At 38.4% G+C, this 2570-nt stretch carries 3 protein-coding genes and 1 pseudogene; 3 read left to right on the forward strand and 1 reads right to left on the reverse strand.

Going from position 1 to position 2570, the window contains the following annotated elements:
• A pseudogene (locus IM509_RS15475) lies at window positions 1-115 on the forward strand (IS1 family transposase); the annotation flags it as partial.
• Window positions 116-123: 8 nt separating this feature from the next.
• On the opposite strand, the gene IM509_RS15480 reads toward IM509_RS15475, so the two are convergent.
• Window positions 124-831, reverse strand: coding sequence for a hypothetical protein (locus IM509_RS15480; protein ID WP_185236777.1), 708 nt, complete (start codon window positions 829-831; stop codon window positions 124-126).
• Window positions 832-1122: 291 nt separating this feature from the next.
• Here IM509_RS15480 and IM509_RS15485 point away from each other — a divergent pair, with 291 nt between their 5' ends.
• Together IM509_RS15485 and IM509_RS15490 are read left to right on the forward strand one after the other, a co-directional pair.
• The gene (locus IM509_RS15485; protein WP_185236776.1) at window positions 1123-1548 is read left to right on the forward strand and encodes a DUF29 family protein; all 426 of its coding nucleotides are present in this window, start codon (window positions 1123-1125) and stop codon (window positions 1546-1548) included.
• Between the two features lie 356 nt (window positions 1549-1904).
• A partial coding sequence (locus IM509_RS15490; protein ID WP_502882263.1) for a helix-turn-helix domain-containing protein occupies window positions 1905-2570 on the forward strand: 666 nt, incomplete at its 3' end.

Genomic DNA, 2570 nt, shown 5'->3' on the forward strand with positions numbered 1-2570 from the left:
AGCCCGATTGCATCGCAAAACACTCTGCTATTCTAAGTCTACAGAAATGTTAGGATACTCTATTCGTTTATTAATTCATTATCTGAAGTTTCAAGAAGTGCCTATTCCTTACTGATTCATAGCTTAATTCAGCAACGCCGAAAAAACACCCCCAGACAAATCTCCTAGTCCTATCATTCCCGTTGCTTGAGTCCAACGGAATGCCTCCTCACCACCATTAGCACTACTGCTGTCACCAACAATAACAGACCCATCCCCTGATACTCCCCATGCGGCGCCATTGAAACTACCCCCCGGTAAATCCCCTAGTCCCACCATTCCCGTTGCTTGAGTCCAACGGAATGCCACCTGACCATTAGCACTAACGCCTTGACCAACAACAACAGACCCATCCCCTGATACTCCCCTTGCGTCGCTCCTGAAAATACCCCCAGGTAAGTCTCCTAATCCCACCATTCCCGCCCCTTGTGTCCAACGGAATGCCTCTCTATTTTGTATGTCAGTATTAACACTACTGCTGTTACCGACAACAACAGACCCATTTGCTGATGCTCCCCAAGCATTGCTCTGGACAAGACCCCCCGCTAAGTCCCCTAGTCCCACCATTCCCGTTGCTTGTGTCCAACGGAATGCCTCACCACCATTAGCACTATTGCTTCGGCCAACCACAACAGACCCATCTGCTGATACTCCTCTAGCGGTGCTAGAGAAACTCCCCCCCTGTAAGTCCCCTAACCCCGTAAAAAAAGGGGCGGCTTGTACTGGAACAGCCACCCCGATCGCACCCAATCCGATCCCTAAGCTGATACAATTGGCTAGTATCTTGTTCATAACTTGATAAGAGTCCAAAAAACTAAGTGATTCTTACAATCTAGATGTTCACTTTGGTTTTGTCTGTGGGAATTTGTGGCCATTTTGGATTTTCTGATATAATAATTTTCGTGGGATAAAGTGGGATTTAGTGACAAAAAGGAGGGCAAGGCTCATGAAACAAGGCTAAATTTTCGTTAATAAGGCAAGAGAACAGGCAAAAGTTTTCGCTTGTTTTTCCAACTTTAACAATATCTAATGTAAAGGACAAATTACTAAATCAAGAGGTTAATCAGTAAAAAAAAGTAAAAAATGGAAGAATTATTAGAGTTAAAAAATCTATTACTAGCTGGCAATGTTCCCGATGCCTTGATTTTGGTAGAGGAAATGACAGAAATGAGTAAGGATGATAAGCTCAATAAGATTTTTAGCTTTAGTATTATTGTCCTATTACATCTGATTAAACAGCAAGCAGAAAAACGCAGTACCCGCTCAGGGGAAACCTCTATTTCTAATTCTGTTAAACAGATTCAACGCATTAATCAACGACGTAAAACTGGAGGAAATTATCTGACACCAGAAGAATTAAAAGAAACCTTAGATGATGCTTATTCTTCGGCTTTAAGACAAGCGGCATTAGAAGCTTTTGAAGGTATATATCAACCAGAAGAAATTGAAGCTATGATCGATAAAAATCAAATTATTAATCAAGCATTGGCATTAATATTAACCGATTAAGGAACAGGTGACAGTCGGAAACAAATCAGACAGGGTGTAGGGTGCGTTAGGCGGCTATCAATTTAGTCAAAAAACCAAAATTAATAATTCGCCGTAACGCACCACCATTAAATTGGTGCGTTACGCTATTGAAGAGCGCACCCTACGAGTAATATGACTACAAGCTTTACTGTCTAAGGCGGATTTGCTATGACAGTTTGGCCTTCCCGACTTTATGGGGTAAAATGTTCGTAGGCAATACATTGATCTCTTGCAAGAGGGAAGTAAAATGATTATTAGTCTGATAAAAAAACGAGAAAACTAAAATCTGTTCCCTTATCCCAAACAGTAATACAAAAGTTCTATCACTTACTTATATGGATATTCAAACCCTTTTAGAATGGACAGATAAACAGGTATTAGAGAAAACTGGTAAACATCTTGATTCGTTGCAAGAATCCATCTTACAGGGTATTTGGGAACATCAAGATTACGAAGAAATTGCCAAAGATAATCAGCGCAGTTATGACCATATAAAAAAAGAAGCATGGAAGTTATGGCAACTGTTATCAGATGTTTTTCAAGAAGATATAAAAAAGTCTAATGTTCGTTCTATTTTAGAAAATAAAGCTTCATCTACTATTTATCACTTTGTTAACCATCATGGTAATAATATTAGTAATAACCATATAAACATCTGTAGAGAAAATAACCCCTATTCAGAAAACAACTTAAAAAAGTCTTCAAATTTTCCAGATAATGATCATCTATACCCCATAATTAACCTAACAAAAGCTCCTGAATTAAGGTATAACTGTGGACGTAAGTTAGAAATATCAACCTTAAAAGAATGGCTAGATAATAAAACTAGATTAATTACTATTTATGGGTTAAGTGGAATTGGAAAAACAGCTTTAACCCTTAAATTAATTTCAGAAATTGCCCCACAATTTGATTATATTATTTATCGCAGTCTGGAAAATATTCCTCAATTAATCGCTCTCAAAGATGATCTAAAACAGTTTTTCAACCAATCTCTATCA

Source organism: Microcystis sp. M31BS1 (genome assembly GCF_020245285.1).
In the GTDB taxonomy this organism is placed as follows: domain Bacteria; phylum Cyanobacteriota; class Cyanobacteriia; order Cyanobacteriales; family Microcystaceae; genus Microcystis; species Microcystis panniformis.

What these genes read in the sequence shown, in the direction of transcription:
- IM509_RS15480 (WP_185236777.1), bottom strand. Translation starts at nt 831, where the DNA reads ATGAACAAGATACTAGCCAATTGTATCAGCTTAGGGATCGGATTGGGT.
- IM509_RS15485 (WP_185236776.1), top strand. Translation starts at nt 1,123, where the DNA reads ATGGAAGAATTATTAGAGTTAAAAAATCTATTACTAGCTGGCAATGTT.